At 63.5% G+C, this 16,601-nt stretch carries 12 protein-coding genes, 1 rRNA gene and 1 pseudogene; all 14 read left to right on the plus strand.

Annotation, left to right across the window (positions count from 1 at the left end; all coding sequences use genetic code 11):
* Positions 1-3: 3 nt before the first annotated feature.
* A complete protein-coding gene (gene pheT / locus CUREI_RS05580; RefSeq protein ID WP_038611400.1) occupies positions 4-2,511 on the plus strand; it encodes a phenylalanine--tRNA ligase subunit beta in 2,508 nt (835 codons plus the stop codon).
* 65 nt (positions 2,512-2,576) lie between these two features.
* On the plus strand, positions 2,577-3,632 hold the full coding sequence (gene argC, locus CUREI_RS05585; RefSeq protein WP_038611402.1) for an N-acetyl-gamma-glutamyl-phosphate reductase: 1,056 nt from the start codon (positions 2,577-2,579) through the stop codon (positions 3,630-3,632).
* A gap of 56 nt (positions 3,633-3,688) precedes the next feature.
* A complete protein-coding gene (gene argJ / locus CUREI_RS05590; RefSeq protein ID WP_038611405.1) occupies positions 3,689-4,849 on the plus strand; it encodes a bifunctional glutamate N-acetyltransferase/amino-acid acetyltransferase ArgJ in 1,161 nt (386 codons plus the stop codon).
* A gap of 12 nt (positions 4,850-4,861) precedes the next feature.
* Positions 4,862-5,797, plus strand: a complete 936-nt coding sequence (gene argB / locus CUREI_RS05595) for an acetylglutamate kinase (protein ID WP_038611408.1) — start codon at positions 4,862-4,864, stop codon at positions 5,795-5,797.
* Entirely contained in the window at positions 5,794-6,972 is a 1,179-nt protein-coding gene (locus CUREI_RS05600; protein ID WP_038611410.1) for an acetylornithine transaminase, read from the plus strand. Before argB ends, CUREI_RS05600 begins: the two co-directional genes overlap by 4 nt.
* 3 nt (positions 6,973-6,975) lie before the next feature.
* The gene (argF, locus tag CUREI_RS05605; RefSeq protein WP_038611413.1) at positions 6,976-7,917 is read left to right on the plus strand and encodes an ornithine carbamoyltransferase; all 942 of its coding nucleotides are present in this window, start codon (positions 6,976-6,978) and stop codon (positions 7,915-7,917) included.
* Positions 7,914-8,411: an arginine repressor gene (locus tag CUREI_RS05610; protein ID WP_038611415.1), complete on the plus strand. Its 498-nt coding sequence runs from the start codon at positions 7,914-7,916 to the stop codon at positions 8,409-8,411. The genes argF and CUREI_RS05610 overlap by 4 nt, the downstream gene beginning before the upstream one ends.
* Positions 8,412-8,457: 46 nt before the next feature.
* The gene (locus CUREI_RS05615) at positions 8,458-9,672 is read left to right on the plus strand and encodes an argininosuccinate synthase (RefSeq protein WP_038611418.1); all 1,215 of its coding nucleotides are present in this window, start codon (positions 8,458-8,460) and stop codon (positions 9,670-9,672) included.
* A 9-nt stretch (positions 9,673-9,681) separates the two neighbouring features.
* The gene (gene argH / locus CUREI_RS05620) at positions 9,682-11,118 is read left to right on the plus strand and encodes an argininosuccinate lyase (protein WP_038611421.1); all 1,437 of its coding nucleotides are present in this window, start codon (positions 9,682-9,684) and stop codon (positions 11,116-11,118) included.
* 66 nt (positions 11,119-11,184) lie between these two features.
* Positions 11,185-11,364 carry a Trm112 family protein gene (locus tag CUREI_RS05625; protein ID WP_038611424.1) on the plus strand — a complete coding sequence of 60 codons (180 nt, stop codon included), beginning with the start codon at positions 11,185-11,187 and terminating at the stop codon, positions 11,362-11,364.
* An 18-nt stretch (positions 11,365-11,382) separates the two neighbouring features.
* Positions 11,383-12,651 (plus strand): tyrosine--tRNA ligase, encoded by a 1,269-nt coding sequence (tyrS, locus tag CUREI_RS05630; RefSeq protein ID WP_038611426.1) that lies wholly within the window; start codon positions 11,383-11,385, stop codon positions 12,649-12,651.
* A gap of 897 nt (positions 12,652-13,548) precedes the next feature.
* The gene (locus CUREI_RS12230; protein ID WP_144242372.1) at positions 13,549-14,235 is read left to right on the plus strand and encodes a hypothetical protein; all 687 of its coding nucleotides are present in this window, start codon (positions 13,549-13,551) and stop codon (positions 14,233-14,235) included.
* A gap of 131 nt (positions 14,236-14,366) precedes the next feature.
* A pseudogene (locus CUREI_RS12855) lies at positions 14,367-14,858 on the plus strand (hypothetical protein); the annotation flags it as partial.
* Positions 14,859-15,098: 240 nt separating this feature from the next.
* Positions 15,099-16,598: ribosomal RNA gene (locus CUREI_RS11810) — 16S ribosomal RNA — on the plus strand.
* The last annotated feature ends 3 nt before the right edge of the window (positions 16,599-16,601 follow it).

Raw genomic sequence — 16,601 nt, forward strand, 5'->3', positions numbered from 1 at the left:
GCAATGCTCATTTCAAAGAATTGGATTGTCCGCCCGCTGCAGAATGCGGGTAACCAGGACTTCAACCCCACTGACGAGGAGCTGGACGCGGGTTTCGTGCGCGTCGGCTTCGAGACGGAGGGCTACGCACCTTTACCCGAAGTTGAGGGCCCGCTCGTTGTTGGCCGCGTTGTAGAGATCCAGGAGCTCACCGGGTTTAAGAAGCCCATCCGCTGCTGCCAGGTGGATGTCGGCCACGCCAACGGGACCGGGGAGCCGCAGGGCATCATCTGCGGCGCCAGGAATTTCGCCGAGGGTGACCTTGTCATCGTCTCGCTCCCGGGCGCGGTGCTGCCCGGTGGCTTCGAGATCGCCGCGCGCAAGACGTACGACCACATCTCGAACGGCATGATGGCCTCCGCGGCAGAGCTCGGCCTGACCTCCAAGAGCGAAGGCATTATTACGCTCCACAGCGGCGCGGCGACGCCGGGTGACGACGCCCGGGAGATCCTCGGCTCGGACGACACCGTCTTCGACGTCAACGTGACCCCGGACCGTGGGTACGCACTCTCTGCTCGCGGGCTGACCAGGGAGATCGCGTCCGCCTTCGACCTCAAGTTCACCGACGTCGCGGAGGACCCGTCCATCGCGGGCATCGACATTTCGAACGTCCCAGAGCCGCAAGAGGAGACCATTCCGGTCACCGTCGACGAATCCACGAGGGCGCAGCGCTTTGGCGTGCGCACGGTCGAGGGCATCGACCCGAATGCCACCACGCCGTTCTGGATGCAGCGCGAACTCATGCTTTCTGGTGTGCGCTCCGTCAACGCCGCGACCGACGTGACGAACTACGTCATGCTGCTTACCGGCCAGCCCATGCACGCCTTCGACGCCGACACAATCGCCGGCGGCCTGCGGGTGCAGAACGCGGAGGCCGGCCAGACATTCGAGACCCTCGACCACGTCGAGCGCACACTGACAGCCGAGGATGTGGTGATCAGCGACGACAACGGCATCCAGTCCCTCGCCGGTGTCATGGGCGGCACCACGTCCGAGATCTCCGACGAGACCGTGAATGTCCACTTCGAGGCCGCGACGTGGGACCCGCTGACGGTGGCACGCACCGCGCGCCGCCTCAAGCTGAGCTCCGAGGCTTCACGGCGCTTCGAGCGTGGGGTGGACCCGCAGTTGGTGGAGATCGCGCTCGATATTGCCAGCGCACTGCTGGTGCAGATCGCAGGCGGCACCATCACAGCGGGCAGGACCCTCATCGGGGAAGCGGGTAAGCGCGAAACCATCAGCATGCGCGCAACGAGGCCTGCCGATCTGATCGGTGTGGACTACCCGCGTGAGACCGTCGTTCGCCGCCTGCAGGAGATCGGCTGCGAGGTTACGGGTGACGGCGACGAGCTGCAGGTCACACCGCCGACGTGGCGCACCGATATTTCGGTGCCGGTCGAGTTGGTTGAAGAGGTCGTGCGCCTGGAAGGGCTGGAAGCGATCCCGTCCATCTTGCCCACACCCCGCGGCGGACGCGGTTTGAGCCCGCTGCAGCGGCGCCGTCGCGCGGTCACCCACGCATTGGCCTACTCCGGTTACGCGGAGATCATTCCCACGCCCTTTATCGCGAACAATACGTTCGACACGTGGGGGTTGGAGGCGGATGACCCGCGCCGAAACACCGTGCAGGTGCGCAACCCGCTGGATGCGGACTACGGGATCCTTGGCACGACACTGCTGCCGTCGATGCTCGAGGCAGTGGGGCGAAACGTTGCCCGCGGACGTGGCGACTTGGCCATCTACTCGGTGGCGCAGACCTCGAAGAGGCGCGCGGCCGTCTCCCCGTTGCCTGACGTCGCCGAGCGTCCCGCAGACGACGTCATCGCGGAACTCATCGAGTCCCTGCCCGAACAGCACCTGCACGCCGCGACCGTGGCGTGCGGGAACACGCAGCTCGCGGGCCCGTGGGGCGAGGGGCGCGCCTACGAGTGGTCCGACGCCATCGAGGCCGCCCAGGTAGTCGCCCGCGCGTGTGGCGTGGACCTGGAGGTGGAGGCGGCGGACTACCTGCCCTGGCACCCAGGTCGCTGCGCTGCGCTGACGGTTGATGGCGCTGTGGTTGGCCACGCGGGCGAGCTGCACCCGCAAGTTCTGGAAAAGCTCGGTCTGCCGGCGCGCACCTGCGCGATGGAGATCGATCTCAGCGCTATCCCGCTCGCAGAGCGTCTGCCCGCACCGCGGTTGTCCGCCTTCCCACTTCTGAATCAGGACATCGCTCTCGTGGTCGACGAGGCCGTGGCTGCCGAGGACGTGCGCCGCGCAGTGCAGGAGGGTGCGGGAGAGCTCGTCGAGGCAGTGACGCTTTTCGACGTCTACCGTTCCGCGTCCCTCGGGGAGGGGAAGAAATCGCTCGCCTTCGGCCTTGCTTTCCGCGCCCCGGACCGCACGCTGACGGAAGAGGAGGCGTCCGAGGCACGGCTGCATGCCGCGGAGTTGGCCAAGGAACGATTCGGCGCCGAAATGCGCGGATAAGGTTGCCACGAAACTCACAGCATGAATAACTTCCAGTAGAGTGCATAACTGCTACACTCGCCGGTATGTCAGACGGCAAGGTAATGAAGGTAGCAGTTGCGGGGGCCACCGGGTACGCGGGCGGCGAGATTCTCCGCCTGCTGCTGGGCCACCCGGCCTACCTGGCCGGGTGGCTGCGCATCGGTGCACTGACCGGGGCGTCCAACGCCGGCCAGACGGTAGGCGAGCTCATGCCGCACCTGACGGAACTAGCAGACCGCGTTATCGAGCCCACCTCGGTCGAGGTGCTTGAGGGCCACGATGTCGTTTTCCTGGGGCTGCCTCACGGGCACTCAGCCGAGATCGGCGCGGCGCTGGGCAAGGGGGTGACTGTCATCGACTGCGCCGCGGATTTCCGCTTGCGCGACGGTGAGGCGTGGCGGCGCTACTACGGTTCCGACCATGCCGGATCCTGGCCCTACGGGCTGCCTGAGCTGCCCGGTCACCGCGAAGACATTGCGGCGTCGAGCCGCATTGCCGTCCCGGGGTGCTTTCCCACCGGTGCGACGCTTGCGGGTTGGCCCGCGGTGCAAGCCGGCGTGGTTGTGCCTGATCTGACCGTTATTGCCGTTACCGGGGTGTCTGGGGCTGGCAAGAAGGCCAAGGTGGACATGCTCGGGGCGGAAACGATGGGATCGCTGAAGGCCTACAGCGTTGCCGGCGCGCACCGGCACACGCCGGAGATCGCGCAAAACCTGCAAGAGGTCGCCCAGGCGCCGGTCGCGGTCACCTTCACGCCGATCTTGGCGCCGTTGCCGCGGGGCATCCTCACCACGGTAACCGCGCCGCTGGCGCCGCACGCGGACCCTGCCGCGGTGCGGGAGGCCTACGAGGCCGCGTACGCGGACGAGGCGTTCGTCCACTTGCTCCCGGAGGGGCAACAGCCACAGACGCAGCACGTGGTCGGCTCGAATATGTGCCACCTGCAGGTGGAGGTTGATGTGCAGGCGCGAAAGGTCGTCGCCACCAGCGCCATCGACAACTTAACCAAAGGGACAGGGGGAGCGGCGGTGCAGTGCATGAACCTTGCCCTGGGGCTGGACGAGTGCGCAGGTTTGTCGCGAGCAGCGGTGGCTCCGTAACCGCCACCCGCATCGCACCATTTTCCTGCCTTCCCTTATTGAAAGGACCACCCAGCATGAGCACTACCGGTGTCACTGCACCCGAAGGATTCGTCGCTGCCGCGGCCCGCGCAGGCATCAAACCGTCGGGCAACCCCGATCTCGCTGTCGTAGTAAACGAAGGCCCCGACTTCACCGCCGCGGGCGTGTTCACCCGCAACAAGGTGTGTGCCGCACCCGTGAAGGTGAGCCGCGAGACGGTCGCAGGCGGGCAGCTGCAAGCCGTCGTTTTGAACTCCGGCAACGCCAACGCGTGCACGGGCCAGCAGGGCCTCGACGACGCGCGGACGATGCAGCGCCTTACCGCGAACGGCGTCGGGACCGAGCCGTCGCGTGTGGCCGTGTGCTCGACCGGCATCATCGGCGACGTGCTCCCCATGGACAAGGTGGAGAGCGGAATCGCGGCCGTCGTCAAGCAGCTTGGCGACAACGGCGGGGACGCCGCGACCGCGATCATGACCACCGATACTGTGGCGAAGGAAGTGGTAGTCAAGGGCGATGGCTGGACATTAGGTGGCATGGGGAAGGGGGCCGGCATGATGGCGCCGTCGCTCGCCACGATGCTCGTGTGTCTGACCACCGACGCGAAGGTGACGCCCGACGCGCTGCAGGCGGCGCTGGAACGAGGGTGCGCGGCCACGTTCGACACCCTGGACATCGACGGCTCGACGTCGACCAACGACACCGTGATCGCGATGGCCAGCGGCGCTAGCGGGGTCACCCCGACGCAGCAGGAATTGGATGCGGCGGTGCTGGAGGCATGCGCCCAACTCGCCGCAAAGATGCAGTCCGACGCTGAGGGTGTGACCAAGCGCGTCACAATCACCGTCACGGGGGCGGCGGATGACGCACAGGCGCTGCATGCCGCGCGCACGATCGGGCGAGACAATTTGGTCAAGACCGCGATGTTCGGATCCGACCCGAACTGGGGCAGGGTGCTCGCGGCCGTCGGCATGGCGGAGGCCGAGATGGACGCAGAGCACATCTCGGTGACGTTCAACGGGCAGACGGTGTGCGAACACTCAACCGGCGCACCCGGCGCGCGGGAGGTCGATCTCAGCGGCGCGGACATTGCGGTCGTGGTGGACCTGGGCACGGGCGGAGAAGGTCGGGCGACCGTGCGCACCACCGACCTGTCGCACGCGTACGTCGAGATCAACTCGGCGTACACCAGTTAGGAGGTGGGTGAGATGATGCCGCATTTGAGCAACGAGCAGCGAGCCACCGTGCTGGCCGAGGCGCTGCCGTGGCTGCAGCACTACCGGGACAAGATTGTCGTGGTCAAGTACGGCGGCAACGCCATGATCGACGATGAATTGAAGAATGCTTTCGCGGCGGACATGGTGTTCTTACGCACGGTGGGGGCGAAGCCGGTCGTGGTCCACGGCGGCGGGCCCCAGATCAGCCAGATGCTGGCCCGCCTGGGCTTGGACGGCGGGGAGTTCGTCGGCGGGTTTAGGGTGACTACCCCTGAGATCCTGGATGTTGTGCGCATGGTGCTCTTCGGCCAGGTGGGCCGGGACCTGCTGGGCAAAATCAACTCGCACGGGCCGTACGCGGTGGGCACCTCGGGTGAGGACGCTGGCCTGTTCACGGCGAAGCGGCGCACTGTGGAGGTGGACGGCCGGATCCAGGACATCGGGCTGGTGGGCACGATCACGGACGTTAACCCTGCCGCGGTGATGGACATTATCGAGGCAGGCCGGATTCCGGTGGTCTCTGGCATCGCCCCGGGCGACGACGGCGAGGTGTTTAACATCAACGCCGACGAGGCTGCGGGTGCACTAGCGGCCGCTATCGGCGCAGAGCGCCTTGTCGTGCTCACCAACGTGGAAGGCCTGTACACGGACTGGCCAAACAAGGATTCGCTGCTGTCCAAGATCGAGGCGGCGGAGCTGGAGCGGATGCTGCCTGGCCTCGCCACCGGCATGATCCCCAAAATGGAGGCGTGCCTGACTGCGGTGCAGGGCGGGGTGAAGGCCGCGCACGTCATCGACGGCCGCGTCGCCCACTCGGTGCTGCTGGAGCTGCTCACCATGGGTGGCGTGGGCACGATGGTGCTGCCGGACGATTACGACCGTAGCCACTACCCGGACGGGATCATCTTTAGAAAGGACGACGCATGAGTGACTTCGCATCGCGCTGGTCTGGCGCGCTGTTAGACACCTATCCGGCGCCGCCGGTGGAGCTGGTCTCCGGCTCTGGGGCGACCGTCACCGATGCCGAGGGCGCCGAGTACATCGACATGCTCGCCGGGATCGCCGTGAACGCACTCGGCCACGCTCATCCCGCCGTTGTCGAGGCGGTGAGCTCGCAGGTGGCGACGCTCGGCCACGTGTCTAACCTCTTCGGCTCCCGGCCGGTGGTCGAGGTGGCAGAAGCGCTGCGCGCACGGGTCGGCGACGACACGGCCCGCGTGTTCTTCTCCAATTCGGGTGCCGAAGCCAACGAGGCAGCGTTCAAGCTCGCGCGGCTGACCGGCCGTCGGCGCATCCTGGCCGCCGAGCGCGGCTTTCACGGGCGCACCATGGGCTCGCTGGCGCTGACCGGCCAGCCTGACAAGCAAGCGCCGTTCGTGCCGCTACCCGCGGGCGTGGAGTTCTACCCCTACGGCGACATCCGCGCCCTGGAAGACCTCGTGCAACAGGACCCCGGGAACACCGCGGCAATTGTCCTCGAGCCGATCCAGGGCGAAACTGGGGTCATCCCCGCGCCTGAGGGCTTTCTCCACGCCGTGCGAGCGCTCTGCGACACCCACGGCATCCTCCTTGTCGTCGACGAGGTCCAAACCGGAGTAGGCCGCACCGGCGACTTCTTCGCCTTTCAGCACGAGGGGATCCTCCCGGATGTCATCACCATGGCAAAGGGGCTCGGCGGCGGGCTGCCCATCGGCGCCACGATCGCCCGCGGCAAGGCGGCCAACCTGTTTACCCCGGGCAGCCACGGCACCACCTTCGGTGGCAACCCGGTGTCCTGCGCTGCGGCTGGGGCCGTGCTTCGCACCGTCGACGAGGATTTCCTCGCCGAGGTGCGCCGGAAAGGGCAGGTGCTTATCGACGAAGCGTCGCGTCTGCCCGGCGTGGAAGAGGTCCGCGGGCGCGGGCTGATGCTGGGGCTCGTTCTGGACGCGCCGATGGCGAAGCTCGTCGTCAAGCATGGTCTCGCACACGGCCTAATTGTCGACGCCCCGGCCGACGACGTCATCCGCCTCACCCCGCCGCTGGTCATCAGCGACGACGAAATCCGTCTCGCCGTTGAACGCCTCGCCGAGGCAATCGCAGACGCAAAGGAAAGGAGCTAACCCATGGTCCGACATTTTCTCGCGGACGACGATCTGACGCCGTCCGAACAAGCCGAGGTCCTCGCGCTGGCCGCCGAGATGAAGCGAGAGCCGTTTGCACGCCGGCCGCTCGAGGGGCCCAAGTCGGTCGCCGTGCTTTTTGACAAGACTTCCACTCGCACCCGCTTCTCGTTCGACGCAGGCATTGCGCAGCTCGGCGGGCACGCGATTGTGACCGAGACCGGAAACTCCCAGATGGGGGCGAAGGAAAGCTACCAGGACACTGGCGCGGTGCTGTCCCGCTTCGTCGAAGCGATCGTGTGGCGCACCTATGCCCACCAGAACTTGCTGGACATGGCGGAGACGGCCACTGTCCCCATCGTCAACGCGCTTACCGACGACCTGCACCCGTGCCAAATTCTGGCGGACCTGCAAACAGTGGTGGAGAACTTCTGCCCGGAGGAGGGGCCCGCGGGACTTCACGGGCTGAAGGCCGTCTACTTGGGCGACGGGGACAACAACATGGCCAACTCCTACCTCATCGGTTTTGCCACCGCAGGTGTGGACATCTCGGTCATCGCGCCGGAAGGGTTCCACCCGCGCCAGGAGTTCGTCGAGCGGGCGCAGCGTCGCGCCAAAGAAACCGGGGCAACCGTCACGGTCACGTCCGACATTGCAGCCGTAGAAGGCGCAAACGTGGTGATCACGGATACGTGGGTCTCCATGGGCATGGAGGGCGACGGGAAGGACCGCCGCACCCCGTTTCTGCCGTATCAGGTGGATGCGGACCTGATGTCCCGCGCGGCGGGGGATGCCATATTCTTGCATTGCCTTCCCGCGTACCGCGGGAGCGAAGTGGCGGCGGATGTCATCGACGGGCCGCAGTCGCGAGTCTTCGATGAGGCGGAAAACCGCCTGCACGCCCAAAAAGCGTTGCTGGCCTGGCTTTTGGAGCACCAAGCATGACCCAACCCGTATCCCGCACTGCGCGGCAGGCAAGGATCCTCGAGCTGCTTGAGACGACCCGGGTGTCGTCGCAGGTGCAGCTGTCGGAGTTGCTGCTGGACGAGGGCATCGACATTACGCAAGCCACGCTGTCGCGGGACTTGGACGAGCTGGGCGCCAAGAAGGTGCGGCCCCGCGCTGGCGGCCGTGCCTATTACACCGTCGGTTCCGAGGCGGAGTCGCTGGAGGCCGCGCACTCCGGCCCGCGTGAAAAGCTGCGCCGGATGATTGAAGAGCTGGTTGTCTCCGTCGATTATTCGGGGCACATCGCTGTCGTGCGAACCCCGCCGGGGGCCGCCCAATACCTGGCCAGCTACATTGACCGCGTGGGCCTCGAACAGGTGGTGGGCTCCATCGCCGGCGATGACACGGTCTTCGTGCTGGCACGAGAACCGCTCACTGGCAAGAATCTCGCGCATCAGCTCTTCGGGCTGCAGGAGTCGCTCGGCGACTAAGCGCCGCTACACCACAAAGTTTCTGATCTGAAGGAGAATTTTCAACATGACTAACCGTGTCGTGCTCGCGTACTCGGGCGGCCTGGACACCTCCGTGGCCATTCCTTACCTCGGTGAGATGACTGGGGGCGAAGTTATCGCAGTGTCGCTTGACTTGGGCCAGGGCGGCGAGGACATGGAGTCCGTCCGCCAGCGTGCTCTCGACTGCGGCGCTGTCGAGTCCATCGTGGTGGACGCCAAGGACGAGTTCGCCGAAGAGTACTGCCTGCCCACCATCAAGGCCAACGGCATGTACCAGGGTGAGTACCCGCTGGTCTCGGCTATTTCGCGCCCGTTGATTGTGAAGCACTTGGTGGAGGCCGGCCACAAGTACGGCGGCACCCACGTCGCCCACGGCTGCACCGGCAAGGGCAACGACCAGGTCCGCTTCGAAGTCGGCTTCCTCAACCAGGATCCGGATCTGGAGATCATCGCACCGGCCCGCGACTACGCCTGGACCCGCGACAAGGCCATCGAGTACGCCGAGGGCAAGGACCTGCCCATCGAGCAGTCCGCGGCATCCCCGTTCTCCATCGACCAGAACGTTTGGGGCCGCGCTGTCGAGACCGGCTTCCTGGAGGATCTGTGGAACCCGCCGACGAAGGACTTGTACGCCTACACCGAGGACCCGGCACTGGGCAACGCTCCTGACGAGGTCATCATCTCCTTCGAGGCCGGCAAGCCGGTAGCCATCGACGGCCGCAAGGTGACCGTCCTCGAAGCGATCGAGGAGATGAACCGCCGCGCCGGCGCCCAGGGCATCGGCCGCCTGGACATGGTGGAGGACCGCCTGGTGGGCATTAAGTCCCGCGAGGTGTACGAGGCCCCCGGCGCCGTCGCGCTGATCACCGCGCACAAGGCGCTGGAGGACGTCACCGTCGAGCGCGAGCTGGCGCGCTACAAGCGCCTCATCGACGCCCGCTGGTCCGAGGAAGTCTACGACGGCCTCTGGTTCGGCCCCTTGAAGCGCTCCCTCGACGCGTTCATCGAGTCCACCCAGGAGCACGTCACCGGCGACATCCGCATGGTGCTGCACGCAGGCACCGCGACCGTGAACGGCCGTCGTTCCAACCACTCGCTGTACGACTTCAACCTGGCCACCTACGACACGGGCGACTCCTTCGACCAGACGCTGGCAAAGGGCTTCGTGCGCCTGCACGGCCTGTCCTCGCAGATTGCCAACAAGCGCGACCGCGAGGCTGGCACCTCCCAGGACAAGTAGGTCGGGCCGATGCAACAGCACAAGACCAACGAAGGTGCCCTGTGGGGCGGCCGTTTCTCCGGCGGCCCGTCTGAGGCGATGTTCGCGCTTTCCGTGTCAACCCACTTCGACTGGGTGCTCGCGCCGTACGACGTCCTCGCATCAAAGGCGCATGCCAAGGTGCTGCATCGGGCTGGGTTGCTTAGCGACGACGACCTGACGGTCATGCTCGACGGCCTTGACCAGCTCGGCCGCGACGTGGCTGACGGCTCATTCGGCCCGCTGCCGACGGACGAGGATGTCCATGGCGCTATGGAGCGCGGCCTGATCGAGCGTGTCGGCCCCGAGGTCGGCGGCAGGCTCCGCGCCGGCCGCTCCCGCAACGACCAGGTCGCAGCCATGTTCCGCATGTGGCTGCGCGATGCCCTCCGCGGCGTCGCGCAAGATGTGTGCGACCTGGTGGACGCGATTGCGGAGCAAGCAGAGGCCCACCCTGACGCGATCATGCCGGGCAAGACCCACTTCCAGGCAGCGCAGCCTATCCTGCTGGCGCACTCCTTACTCGCACACGCGCAGCCGCTGTTGCGCGACCTTGAGCGCATCCAGGACGCAGACAAGCGCTTGGCGGTTTCGCCGTACGGTTCCGGGGCACTCGCCGGCTCGTCGCTCCACCTGGACCCAGAGGCCATCGCAGAGGAGCTGGGGTTCGACTCCGCCACGGACAACTCGCTCGACGGCACCGCGTCGCGCGATTTCGCGGCCGAAGCCGCCTATGTATTGGCTCAGATCGCCATCGACGTGTCCCGCTTTGCGGAGGAGATCATCGCGTGGTCCACTCCCGAGTTCCGCTACGTCACTCTCCACGACGCGTGGTCAACCGGGTCCTCCATCATGCCGCAGAAGAAGAACCCGGATGTGCCGGAGCTCGCCCGCGGCAAGGCTGGCCGCCTGATTGGAAACCTCGCGGGTTTGCTGGCCACGCTTAAGGCAATGCCTCTCGCGTACAACCGCGACCTGCAGGAGGACAAGGAGCCGCTGGTGGATTCTGTCACCCAGCTCTCCATCCTCCTCCCAGCGTTCACCGGCCTGGTCTCCACCTTGGTCTTCCACGAGGAACGCATGCGCGAGCTTGCCCCGGCCGGCTTCACGCTGGCGACGGACCTTGCCGAATGGATGGTTCGCCAGGGGGTGCCGTTCCGGGAGGCCCACGAAGCCTCGGGCGCGTGCGTGCGCATTGCGGAAGCCCGTGGCGTGGACCTGGTGGATCTCACCGACGAAGAGCTGGCGAGCGTGGACGAGCGTCTGCGGCCTGAAGTACGCGAGGTGCTCACTGTCGACGGCGCAGTGGCTTCGCGCGATACGCGCGGAGGCACGGCGAAGCCGCGCGTGGAAGAGCAGCGCGAGCGGGTGCGTGCGGCGAACACGGCGGCGCGGCAGTGGGCGACCACGCCGGTTCGTCCGCAATAGGGTGCTGCAGGGCACGTCCAGGCACGTTGACCGCACTCGCGGCAGCTGCGGGTACGATGCACAACCATGAGTCTGGATCCGAAGCTTCTCCAAATCCTTGCGTGCCCCAAGGACAAGGGCTCGCTGGAATATGACCAGGAGCGGCAACTGCTTGTGAACGAGCGCCTCGGCATCGCCTATCGCGTAGATGACGGCATACCCGTCCTGCTCATCGACGAAGCAGAGCCCTACACCCCGGCGAAGTAGACGACGAAGAAAGCGACAATGACTTCCACCAACATCATTGACGAGTTGACCTGGCGGGGGCTGATCAACCAGTCCACCGATCTGGACAATTTGCGCGAAGCAACAGAACACCCGATCACGCTGTACTGCGGCTTCGACCCGACCGGTCCGTCGCTGCACGCTGGCCACCTCGTCCCGCTCCTCATGCTGCGCCGCTTCCAAGAAGCTGGTCACACCCCGATTGTGCTGGCCGGCGGTGCGACCGGCATGATCGGCGACCCGCGCGAGGTGGGGGAGCGCTCCATGAACTCCGAGGACACGGTGAAAGACTGGGCGGAGAGGATATCCGGCCAGCTCCAGCGGTTTGTCCACTTCGACGGCGACAATGCCGCGAAGTTGGTCAACAACAACGACTGGACGAGCAAACTCGGCGCGATCGAGTTTCTCCGAGACATCGGCAAGCACTTTTCCTTGTCCACCATGCTCGGCCGCGAGACGGTAAAGCGCCGCCTCGAAAACGACGGCATTTCCTACACGGAGTTTTCGTACATGCTGCTGCAGGCGAACGACTTCGTGCAGCTCCGCCGCGAGCACGACTGCATCCTCCAAATCGGTGGCGGGGATCAGTGGGGCAACCTCGTCGCTGGTGTGGACCTAAACCGCCGCATCGATGGCGCGCAGACCCACGCGCTGACCGTGCCCCTAGTGACCGACGCCGACGGCAAGAAGTTCGGAAAATCCACCGGTGGCGGGTCGCTGTGGCTCGACCCGGAAATGACCAGCCCGTACACCTGGTACCAATACTTCGTCAACACTGCCGACGCGGATGTGATCCGCTACCTGCGGTGGTTTACCTTCCTGGACCAGGAGGAACTCGCGCGCCTCGAGGTGGAGGTTGAGGAACGTCCGTTTAAGCGCGAGGCCCAGCGTCGCCTGGCGCAGGAAATGACCGATCTGGTCCACGGCGTGGAAGCCCGTGAGGCCGTAGAACTTGCTTCCCAGGCACTGTTCGGCCGTGCGGAACTCGCGGATCTCGATGAAGCCACGCTTTCCGCGTCGCTCTCTGAGACTGACGTGTTTGAGTTTGCGTCTGCTGAAGAGACGACCATCGTCGATCTGCTCGTAGGTGCTGGACTCGCGGATTCGAAGGGCGCAGCCCGCCGCTCCATCAAGGAAGGTGGCGCCTACGTGAACAACGTGCGCATCGAAGACGAGGCGTGGTCCCCGGCGGAGAGCGATTACCTCCACGGTGCGTGGCTGGTCCTGCGGCGAGGCAAGAAGAACTTCGCCGGGGCAAAACGCGTATAACGGCGCCAACAACCCGGATTACACCCAGGCAGAAACCGTGTTCTGCCTGGGTGTTTGTGTTGGTTTAGGGTTCGTGGTTATATATCCATCCGTTGCTTCTGAGCGGCCCGAGCGGTTGGTCAGGGGGAATGGTTAAACTACATAAGGTTACCGCGGGGTAAACGGTGGTTGAACGCGAGTTTGACTTCTGGTTTATGTTGTGTGTAGCTTGTAGCGAGGCTGCTTGACTGGCTGGGCTGTGTTGGTCTGGTTGGTGGGTGTGCTGGTGTTGTTTGAGAACTCGATAGTGTGCCAATGTACTTTTGTTGCGTGGGTGTGTGTCACCTGCCCTGTTTTGTGCACTGTGTGGTGGATGCCTGCTTTGTTGGGTGTGTGCCGGTGGTGGCGTGGTTGAATTCCAATAACTAATCGCGTCATCTGTTTGGTTCAGTGCGTGTTGGGGTGTGGTTGACATGCTTTTCACTCGCGTATTTGTGATCGGCCCTTGTTTTGCCCCGTCGGGTTAGGGCCGGTTGTTGTTGAACCTTGTAATTTTTGGAATTTTTGTGCCAGTTCAGCATCGCTGCTTTTTTGGTGTGGTGGTGTTGGGTGGTTTGTTTTTGGTTGGGTTTCGGGCTTTTCACGGCCTTGTTTCTTGCTGAAACTTTTGTGGAGAGTTTGATCCTGGCTCAGGATGAACGCTGGCGGCGTGCTTAACACATGCAAGTCGAACGGAAAGGCCCAAGCTTGCTTGGGTACTCGAGTGGCGAACGGGTGAGTAACACGTGGGTGATCTGCCCTGCACTTCGGGATAAGCCTGGGAAACTGGGTCTAATACTGGATAGGACCACTTCTTGGATGTTGTGGGGCTGTGCGGACTTCCTGTGAACCATCGGTCGTCGGGATCGGAGTTCGAGGATGAGTTATCCGCCGGAGGTACGGCAGCGTGCCGTTGAGCTTTCGGGGCAGGGGCTTGCTGCTTCGCAGGTTCGTGCGCAGTTGATTCGGGAGGAATGTAGGTCTGTTCCTTCTACCGCTTCAATTTCGGGATGGGCACGCAACGCCCGTCATGGCAGCGGGGTCGATAAAGGTTGGCGTTCTGCCGAGTTGATTGCTGAGGTCGTCCGGGCGAATGTGACAACGTCGGCATCCACCCGCGAGATTGGATGGCGTTTTCGGGTCGCTGCGAGTTCCGTGGCGGCGTGGACGCACAAGTTCGCTCCGGATGCGGGTTCGCGGCGTGGGATGACACCGCAGAAGATAGAACAGGCGACACTGGCGCGTGTGAAAGAACACCACGAAGCCCAAAAACGCAAGCGCAAGAAGGCCGAAACACAACGTCAATCACAACGCGCCCCGCGCGGTGAGAGTGCACATTCACGCAACCATGAGCAGCCAACAGCTCCGTTTGATGAGGCAGCGTTGCCGGATGACGTTGAGACCCTCAAAGACCTGTTGCGTCAAGAGCGGTTTATGCGTCTGGCGGATAAAGCGCTGTTTGAGGCGGTGATGGAATCTGAGGGAAAAGCGCAAACCCGGAGACGCTCGATAGCGTGGTCGTCGCTACGGCTGTCAGACGACTCCGGGACGTCGGATACCAAGTAACGCGTTGCTGCGCCTACTACGGATTGAAATACAACACCTACAAGTCGGCATGCAGGCGGTTAAAACACCCTCTAGTCGACCGAAAAGGCCAGGCCAAGGCAATGGTTACCGCCGCCTGTGAGGGCAACCGCATGGTCTACGGCTACCGCCGCGTGAGTGAAGTGTGCAAAGCGAACGGTCTGTCGCTGGGGGAAAAATCGATTCGTACGATCATGCGCGAAGAACACCTGCAGCCGAAGATGAAACGCACGAAGCGCTACAGCTCGTACAAGGGCGAAACTGCGCATCGCCCAGCAAATCGATGTCTGGTTGGAGACATCGACACTGTCACCAAAAATGGCACCCACGTTTCGCAAAGATATCGTTCGCAGGCGGATCGTCGCAGGCAGGCGGGCAGGAAGGATCTGGTACACGATTTCTATGCCGATGCGCCAAACCAAAGACTCGGCACCGACATCACCGAGTTTCAATGCGCTGACGGCAAAGTCTTTTTTAGCCCGCTGATCGACTTCCACGACAACATGCCCATCGCGTATACCTGCGCAACGCGACCAGCGGCGTTGCTGACCAACACGATGCTTGAAGCTGGGCTCGAGCAAATACAACCAGGCCAACGCCCCGAACTGCACACCGACCGTGGCTGGCACTACCGCCACATCGATTGGGTTGACCGACTGACTGATATCAGTCACGACAAGCAACAATGCACACATTGCACAGACGAGAACCCGTGCGATAACGCCTGGTTGATGGTGCCGTCCCTATCCCGGCTCGGCAACAGCGGCGACAACGCCCGAGTAGAAGGGTTCTTCGGCACCATCAAGCGCGAACTTCACGCCAGTGGAATTCGCCCCGAAAAGCACACAACCGAGGAGTTTATGAAGTATCTTGACGATTATCTGGACTGGTTCGTCTTTGACAGACTCACCACCGGACCAGACGGGCAATACACAACCCTGGCTAAACAACGAAACATAGCCAAAACCACCTAGCCAACAACACAACGGCCACCAGTGTGGTTCACAGGAAGTCCGCAGACCCGTGGTGGAAAGTTTTTTCGGTGTGGGATGAGCTCGCGGCCTATCAGCTTGTTGGTGGGGTAATGGCCTACCAAGGCGTCGACGGGTAGCCGGCCTGAGAGGGTGTACGGCCACATTGGGACTGAGATACGGCCCAGACTCCTACGGGAGGCAGCAGTGGGGAATATTGCACAATGGGCGCAAGCCTGATGCAGCGACGCCGCGTGGGGGATGACGGCCTTCGGGTTGTAAACTCCTTTCGCTAGGGACGAAGCGTTTTTGTGACGGTACCTGGAGAAGAAGCACCGGCTAACTACGTGCCAGCAGCCGCGGTAATACGTAGGGTGCGAGCGTTGTCCGGAATTACTGGGCGTAAAGAGCTCGTAGGTGGTTTGTCGCGTCGTTTGTGTAAGCCCGCAGCTTAACTGCGGGACTGCAGGCGATACGGGCATAACTTGAGTGCTGTAGGGGAGACTGGAATTCCTGGTGTAGCGGTGGAATGCGCAGATATCAGGAGGAACACCGATGGCGAAGGCAGGTCTCTGGGCAGTAACTGACGCTGAGGAGCGAAAGCATGGGTAGCGAACAGGATTAGATACCCTGGTAGTCCATGCCGTAAACGGTGGGCGCTAGGTGTGAGTCCCTTCCACGGGGTTCGTGCCGTAGCTAACGCATTAAGCGCCCCGCCTGGGGAGTACGGCCGCAAGGCTAAAACTCAAAGGAATTGACGGGGGCCCGCACAAGCGGCGGAGCATGTGGATTAATTCGATGCAACGCGAAGAACCTTACCTGGGCTTGACATACACCAGATCGTCGTAGAGATACGGTTTCCCTTTGTGGTTGGTGTACAGGTGGTGCATGGTTGTCGTCAGCTCGTGTCGTGAGATGTTGGGTTAAGTCCCGCAACGAGCGCAACCCTTGTCTTATGTTGCCAGCACGTTATGGTGGGGACTCGTGAGAGACTGCCGGGGTTAACTCGGAGGAAGGTGGGGATGACGTCAAATCATCATGCCCCTTATGTCCAGGGCTTCACACATGCTACAATGGTCGGTACAACGCGCATGCGAGCCTGTGAGGGTGAGCGAATCGCTGTAAAGCCGGTCGTAGTTCGGATTGGGGTCTGCAACTCGACCCCATGAAGTCGGAGTCGCTAGTAATCGCAGATCAGCAACGCTGCGGTGAATACGTTCCCGGGCCTTGTACACACCGCCCGTCACGTCATGAAAGTTGGTAACACCCGAAGCCAGTGGCCTGTCATGGGAGCTGTCGAAGGTGGGATCGGCGATTGGGACGAAGTCGTAACAAGGTAGCCGTACCGGAAGGTGCGGCTGGATCACCTCCTTTCTA

Source organism: Corynebacterium ureicelerivorans, from assembly GCF_000747315.1.
GTDB lineage: Bacteria > Actinomycetota > Actinomycetes > Mycobacteriales > Mycobacteriaceae > Corynebacterium > Corynebacterium mucifaciens.

Excerpts from the sequence above, each read along its gene's own strand:
- CUREI_RS12230 (WP_144242372.1), top strand. The coding sequence starts at position 13,549 with ATGAGTTATCCGCCGGAGGTACGGCAGCGTGCCGTTGAGCTTTCGGGG.
- CUREI_RS05610 (WP_038611415.1), top strand. The coding sequence starts at position 7,914 with ATGACCCAACCCGTATCCCGCACTGCGCGGCAGGCAAGGATCCTCGAG.
- CUREI_RS05625 (WP_038611424.1), top strand. The coding sequence starts at position 11,185 with ATGAGTCTGGATCCGAAGCTTCTCCAAATCCTTGCGTGCCCCAAGGAC.
- argC (WP_038611402.1), top strand. The coding sequence starts at position 2,577 with ATGTCAGACGGCAAGGTAATGAAGGTAGCAGTTGCGGGGGCCACCGGG.
- argF (WP_038611413.1), top strand. The coding sequence starts at position 6,976 with ATGGTCCGACATTTTCTCGCGGACGACGATCTGACGCCGTCCGAACAA.
- argH (WP_038611421.1), top strand. The coding sequence starts at position 9,682 with ATGCAACAGCACAAGACCAACGAAGGTGCCCTGTGGGGCGGCCGTTTC.
- CUREI_RS05615 (WP_038611418.1), top strand. The coding sequence starts at position 8,458 with ATGACTAACCGTGTCGTGCTCGCGTACTCGGGCGGCCTGGACACCTCC.
- argJ (WP_038611405.1), top strand. The coding sequence starts at position 3,689 with ATGAGCACTACCGGTGTCACTGCACCCGAAGGATTCGTCGCTGCCGCG.
- CUREI_RS05600 (WP_038611410.1), top strand. The coding sequence starts at position 5,794 with ATGAGTGACTTCGCATCGCGCTGGTCTGGCGCGCTGTTAGACACCTAT.
- argB (WP_038611408.1), top strand. The coding sequence starts at position 4,862 with ATGATGCCGCATTTGAGCAACGAGCAGCGAGCCACCGTGCTGGCCGAG.
- tyrS (WP_038611426.1), top strand. The coding sequence starts at position 11,383 with ATGACTTCCACCAACATCATTGACGAGTTGACCTGGCGGGGGCTGATC.
- pheT (WP_038611400.1), top strand. The coding sequence starts at position 4 with ATGCTCATTTCAAAGAATTGGATTGTCCGCCCGCTGCAGAATGCGGGT.